This window comes from Nitratidesulfovibrio liaohensis, from assembly GCF_011682075.1.
In the GTDB taxonomy this organism is placed as follows: domain Bacteria; phylum Desulfobacterota; class Desulfovibrionia; order Desulfovibrionales; family Desulfovibrionaceae; genus Cupidesulfovibrio; species Cupidesulfovibrio liaohensis.
Genome location: NZ_VSMK01000125.1, coordinates 1 through 6,301, shown reverse-complemented (window position 1 = coordinate 6,301; position 6,301 = coordinate 1). Strand labels below are relative to the sequence as shown.

Sequence of the window (6,301 nt, the reverse complement as noted above, 5' to 3'; positions counted from 1 at the left end):
CACCTTGCCGTCGCGCGGGCGGGGCCAGCGAAGCGGCGGCACGCCCCGGTCGGTCGCGTGCGCGAGCCGCGCGGGACATGCCGCCATCATAGCGTACTTTTCAGTGAAGGGCGAGGCCGGTGCGGTGCGCTGGTGCATTCCTGCGCCAGCATTTTCCCAAACGAGGATTTTCGTCCGTTGGCAAGGAAAACGAGCCTGCCATGAGGGAGTGCCTCAGCCGTTGGGTGAGCGAAGCGAACCTTACGGATGAGGACCGCAACGCGTACTCTTATCGTATTCGACCGAGCCTTAGCCGTTAGGCGAGCGCGCAGCGCGAGTCTTACGGATAAGGACAGCAAAGCCATGGCAGGCGAAGTTTGACCGCTCTGCGCTCGATGCCCGTAAAGCTCGCAGACTCGCTTGACGGGCACGCTGCGCGTCCTTCGGATCGGTCAGCCAACGGACGAAAAGACCGTTTGGGCTAGCCGAAGAGAACCTTCGCCACCTTGTCCAGCGCAATCATCAGCGTGTCGTCGGACACCGCGTACGAGAAGCGCAGGCAGGCATCGTCGCCAAAGGCCGCACCCGGCACCAGCGCCACGTTGGCCTGCTCCATGATGTGCGTGCACAGGCTGGCCGAATCGGGCAGGGCCGGGGTGAACAGGGCGCGCATGTCCGCGAACAGGTAGAAGGCGCCGTCGGGCTTGGGGCAGACCACCCCCGGCCACGAGGAAACCACCCCGTGGGCCAGGTCGCGCCGACGGCGGAAGGCCTTTTTCATTTCCTCCACCGCGTCGTAGGGGCCGCTGAGGGCGGCCAGCGCCGCCTTCTGGGCCACGGAGCAGATGTTCGAGGTGGACTGGCCCTGGATCTTGGTCATGGCCTTGATCAGGTCGGGGTGGGCCAAGGCGTAGCCCACGCGCCAGCCGGTCATGGCAAAGGTCTTGGCCAGGCCGTTGACCACCGCCACGTTCTCGGGGTGGCGTTCCCACCAGTCGCACACGCTGACGGCTTCCGCCGGTTCGTACACGAGGCGGTCGTAGATTTCGTCCGACACCACGAACAGGTCGCGGGCGATGGCCCATTCCATGATGGCATCGGTTTCCGCGCGGGTATAGCAGGCCCCCGTGGGATTGGAGGGCGAATTGAGCAGCAGCACGCGGGTCTTGGGGGTGACGGCGCGGTCCAGTTCTTCCGGCGTGACCTTGAAGCCGCGTTCCGCCGGGGACGCCACGAACATCGGCACGCCGCCCGCCAGTTCCACCAGCGCGGGGTAGCTCACCCAGTAGGGGGCGGGCACCAGCACTTCGTCGCCGGGGTTGAGCAGGCACTGGAACAGGTTGTACAAGGCCTGCTTGCCGCCGTTGGTGACCACCGTGGCTTCCATGGGGGCTTCCACCCCGTAGAAGCGGGCAAAGTAGCCGCACACCGCCTGACGCAGTTCGGGAATGCCCGGCACCTGGGTGTAGCGGGTAAAGCCTTCGTCGATGGCGGTCTTGGCCGCCTCGCGCACGTGTTCCGGGGTGGGGAAGTCTGGCTCGCCCACGGCAAGGCTGACCACCTGCACGCCCTTGGCCTTGAGCTCCAGCGCCTTGGCGTTGACGGCCAGGGTGGCCGACGGCTTGATGCGGGTGAGACGGTCGGAGATTCTCATTACGGTGCGTCCTGTTCGCGTGGTAAGGTGTGCGCTGCCGCCTGCGTGCCACGTGTCGCGCAGGGCACGAAAGGCACGGGGGCACGGCGGGCGCGCATGAGAACATCGTGCGCAGGGCGGGCTTTCGGCGTTCCTGCTCTTGGCGGCTGGTTACCAGCTTACGGGGCGGCTGTAAATTGCGGAAACATCAAAACATACCGGCAGGATGCACGGGCAGTTGGCCGTGCCGTGGCGCACGGTGCGCACCATGCGCCAACCTGCCGTAAGGAAAGACGATGTCGGGCGAAGCAATGCACCGTGAAAAAGACGGAGCCACAGGGGCGCGGGCCGAAGCTGGTGCCGCGTCTGGTGGTGCCAATGGTGCCGGTGATGCCAATGGTGAGGACGTGCGGTGAATGCTGAACATGTCGTGAGTAAAGGGCATGCGGTGAACAAAGGACGTGAAGGGGGACGAATGGCCGGGGCCACGGGCAAAGCGGAGGGCAACCTGACGGATGATGTGCCGATCATGGGCACGGCGGGGTACGGCGCACCGCTGCTGCCGTTTCCGCCCGGCTGCGTCGTGGGCCGTTTTGTGCGGCGGGTAAAGCGGTTCAGCGTGGAACTGGAAGTGGATGGCGCGCCCCTGTGGGTGCACAGCAACAATTCCGGGTCCATGCTGGGGCTGATGCGCCCCGGCGCGGCGGTGCTGGCATCGCCTGCGGCCAACCCCGACCGCAAGCTGAAATATACCCAGGAACTGGTGCGCTGCGACGGTGACGGCCCGCGCGGCTTCTGGGTGGGGGTGAACACCTCCGTCCCCAACCGACTGCTGGAGGCGGCCTTCCACGCCGGGCGGCTGCCGTGGGCCGCCGGGTACACCACCCTGCGGCGCGAGGCCAAGCGCGGCGAAAGCAGGCTGGACGCCCGGCTGGACGGCCCCGGCCTGCCCACCCTGTGGGTGGAGTGCAAGAACGTGACGCTGGTGGAGGACGACGTGGCCGCCTTTCCCGATGCCGCCACTGAACGCGGTGCCAAGCACCTACGCGAGATGATGGACATTGTGGCGCGCGGGGAACGCGCCGCCGGGTTCTACCTTATCCAGCGGCCCGACGGGCACTGCTTCGGCCCGGCGGACTACATCGACCCCGCCTATGCCGCACTGTTCCACGAGGCCCGCGCGGCGGGCGTGGAAATTCACCCCCACCGCGCCCTTGTTGGCATGGCGGGGGTGGACATCGGGTGCGAGATGGCGGTGGTGGGGAGTTAACGGCTATTCCGACAAATGAATTCGCGTCAGCTTTGTTCGTCTTTGTTTGGGGAGACGATTGCAGCGGCGCTGCTGCTTGCTCCAAGTCCAATTGCGCCGGTGCCCGCAGATAATGAAGATGAGACAGATTCAACGGGAACTTGCACGGTACGTTGATAGGCAGAAACAAGGGTATCCCCCCGCATATGGGCGGATACGTTTTGGATCTTGGGAGTCAGTGTGTGCGTTGAATAGCGGGTTATTGAAAAAGCGTTTTTTAATCCACTGAAGAGGGATGCCACTGTCAGGGCGAATATGGGCATGGCTAGGATTAGGAGGCTGGTGTTTAGTATTCCGTGCTTGAAGTTTAAAAGGCGCATTCTGCATGCGTAACCTGTCGCAAGTAGCGCGTATAGTGAGCCTGTGAAATATATCCATGGCCCGATTCTTCCAAATATTTCGTCTGCGAAAAGCAATGTTGCCATAATGGTGCTGAGCACCGTTGTTCCAAATAAGTCCTTCAGTGTAATTATTGATCTGGCCACGTTGCCAATAATCCAGAGAAAGAGCAGAGGAACAAAGAGTATAGGGATGAACCGTGCACCGATTATGAGGATGATGCTGATGACGATATTTCCCAGTATCTCTTGTATGCCGCCCGACGAAATTATGAAAAGGACTATTGAAATAGCTGAAAAAATACAAACCCCAGCGAAGTAGTCCATAAACAGGCCGGGATGCATGATTTTGACCGCAAGGAGTGAATTGAGGTAACAGGCGAATGCAATGAATTTTCCTGTTTCACGTAAGGCGTTGCTAGCTAGCATCAGTCCCCCAGTGCTTAAGGTGTTGGGCTGCACAGGGGTTCTGTATGATATATATTGTAAATTGTCTATTTTTAATGGGGAGCTTGTTTTGCTTGCTGTGAATCGTTACGTCTCGCACGAGTGCGTGGAGAAGAGGAGTGGTCATCCGCAATTCTTCAGAATGGTGAGGGAGAAAGACGATGCACGCTGAACATGAAATATCCGTACGCGACGTAAGTGTTTCTTCGTTCGCTGCGGTTGGTGCTACGCAGACGACTCTGTGGCCTGCGTGTTCTGCCCCTTTTGCAACCGCTCCATGGCAGCCTGCTTGCGGGCCTCCCACACCTTCATGCCCACGCGGCGGCCAAGGTCGGACTGGCGGGCGCGCAGCAACGCCTCCGCCGCCTCGCGTTCGCCCTGCTGGTTGAGCATGGCGACCGATTCCAGGTCGCGCAGGTACTTTTCGCATTCGGCGATGATGCCGGACAGGTCGATGGCAGAAAGCTCTTCCGGCACGCGGACCGATTTGACCTTGCGGGGCATGGCGTTCTCCGTGGGGCGCGAGTGGGCGCGGGCACGATGGACAGACAAGCGGAACCGGACGGATGGCGGGCTGGCGCGGCGTGGCCGCTGGCAGACCTGCGCGGCGCTTGCCGAAGGCTTGCCGGAACGTGCGCGCCAAGTGGTCGATACACGTTCTGTCGTGCGGTCAGTAATACAGATGGTATCCGGAACGTCAACAGGGCACGGGGGCATTCCGGGGATAGAAAGACAGGATTTTCGGCTTTTCCGGGGGGGCGCTTCCCACTGCGGGGGGTATGGCGGGATGGGGAAGCGTCCGGATTCCCCCCGTGGTCCCACCTGAGAACCTTTTGGATGTGCCGCCATGGCTGACGGGCCGTGCCCCGCCGTTGCGACGGGGGCAGCTTCTGCCCGGTGGTTTCCGTCCGTTCGGTCCGGTTTGTCCTGCCTCTTTCCTGTCCGGCGTGCCCCGAAGGGCGGTCCATTCGGCCTGTTTCGCACCCCGCGCGGCTTGACGGGCCGCGTCCCACCGCGTATGGGGCCTGTTCCGCCATGCCGGCCAGGATTTCCGGGCCGATGCAGGCCCGACGCGCACCGATGGGTCCGGATGCACCCGGATGCACCCGGACGCGCACGCACTCACGGCGCAGCAGGCCGATTCGACCCCTGCGGCCCCGGCATCGGCAGGCGCGGGCGGTGCCCGCATCCTTCTTACTCCATGTTTCATGTCGCCGGGGCGTGCCCGTTGCAGGCGGTACCGGCCAATCCGGCCTGCGCCCGATCCGCGCCCGGCTCGCGACTGGCCTTGTGCCCGTTCGAGCCCGGCCCGGCATTGATCGCCGCACCCCGCACGTCCGCCAAATTTTCCCGCCGTTCCTTGACGCACGGCCCGTGCTGTGGAACATGCGGCGGAGAACACGACTTTTTTTCCGCAAGGAGCATATATAATGACCAAGACCGAACACCGCTGCGGCTGGGTTGCCCTGCTGGGGCCGCCCAACGCGGGCAAGTCCACGCTGCTCAACTCTGCGCTGGGCCACAAGGTGGCCATCGTCACCCCGCGCGCCCAGACCACCCGCAACCAGATCGTGGGCATCCTGTCCGAGCCGGACGCGCAGGTCATCTTCATGGATACCCCCGGCATCCACCAGCAGCGCGGCCGCATGAACAAGATCCTGCTGCAGACGGCGTGGCAGTCCATGCACAGCGCCGACGTGATCCTGGTCATGCTGGACGCGGACCTGTACATCAAGAAGCCGGACTTTCTCGAAAACGACGTAAAGCCGCTGATGGACGCCGTGGCGTCCGAAGAGCGCCCGGTCATCGTGGCCGTGAACAAGGTGGACCTGTTCCGCGACAAGTCGAAGATGCTGCCCCTGTTCATAGAGCTGCAGAAGCTGTGGCCGAAGGCAGAGGTGTTTCCCGTCTCGGCCCTGACGCGCGACGGCCTGCCCGAACTGGTCAAGCTGCTGAAGTCCAAGCTGCCCGTGGCCCCGGCCATGTACCCGGAAGACCAGCTTTCCACCCTGCCGGTGCGCTTCATGGCGGCGGAAATCGTGCGCGAAAAGCTGTTCCTGGCCCTGCGTCAGGAACTGCCCTATTCCGTGGCCGTCGAAATCGAGAAGTGGGATGAAGAAGAAGGGCGCGACCTTGTCACCATCCACGCGGTGATCTACGTGGGCCGCCCGTCGCACAAGTCCATGGTCATCGGCAAGGCCGGGGCCACCATCAAGGATCTTGGCACCAAGGCCCGCGTCGATATCCAGACCCTGCTGGAAAAGAAGGTGCATCTTGAACTGTGGGTCAAGGTGCGCGAAGGTTGGACAGAGGACGTGGGCTTTCTGCGTTCGCTGGGTCTGGCCGACGAATAGCGACGCATCACCGGCAGGCTGGCTCCGTATGGCCCCTGCCGGGCCGCCGTCGACGGTTTTCGCGCCGTCCGTCCGCCGTTTGTCGTGCGGCGGGCGGCGTTCACGCTTTTTGCCCCCCGGGATGATGTCATGCCGCACGATATTGCAGCCGCCTCCGCCTTTCTGCCGCCCGAAGCCGCACAGACCCTGCTGGACCGCTGGGCCGCCGTGCGCGCCCGCGTGGATGGCGCCGCCCGCGCCG

At 63.3% G+C, this 6,301-nt stretch carries 5 protein-coding genes; 2 read left to right on the top strand and 3 right to left on the bottom strand.

The features are described from left to right. Positions 1-460 precede the first annotated feature (460 nt). A complete protein-coding gene (locus FVW27_RS05550; protein ID WP_167123436.1) occupies positions 461-1,633 on the bottom strand; it encodes a pyridoxal phosphate-dependent aminotransferase in 1,173 nt (390 codons plus the stop codon). Between the two features lie 508 nt (positions 1,634-2,141). Between FVW27_RS05550 and sfsA the strand changes: the two genes are divergently transcribed. Next, the gene (sfsA, locus tag FVW27_RS05545; RefSeq protein ID WP_167123438.1) at positions 2,142-2,882 is read left to right on the top strand and encodes a DNA/RNA nuclease SfsA; all 741 of its coding nucleotides are present in this window, start codon (positions 2,142-2,144) and stop codon (positions 2,880-2,882) included. Positions 2,883-2,908: 26 nt separating this feature from the next. Here sfsA and FVW27_RS05540 read toward each other — a convergent pair whose 3' ends face one another. Both FVW27_RS05540 and FVW27_RS05535 read right to left on the bottom strand, forming a co-directional pair. Beyond that, positions 2,909-3,688, bottom strand: coding sequence for a hypothetical protein (locus FVW27_RS05540; RefSeq protein ID WP_167123434.1), 780 nt, complete (start codon positions 3,686-3,688; stop codon positions 2,909-2,911). Positions 3,689-3,931: 243 nt separating this feature from the next. Beyond that, positions 3,932-4,210 (bottom strand): hypothetical protein, encoded by a 279-nt coding sequence (locus tag FVW27_RS05535; RefSeq protein WP_167123432.1) that lies wholly within the window; start codon positions 4,208-4,210, stop codon positions 3,932-3,934. 926 nt (positions 4,211-5,136) lie between these two features. On the opposite strand from FVW27_RS05535, the gene era reads away from it, so the two are divergent. Further along, complete coding sequence (gene era, locus FVW27_RS05530) at positions 5,137-6,060, top strand: GTPase Era (RefSeq protein ID WP_167123430.1); 924 nt, start codon at positions 5,137-5,139, stop codon at positions 6,058-6,060. Positions 6,061-6,301 lie beyond the last annotated feature (241 nt).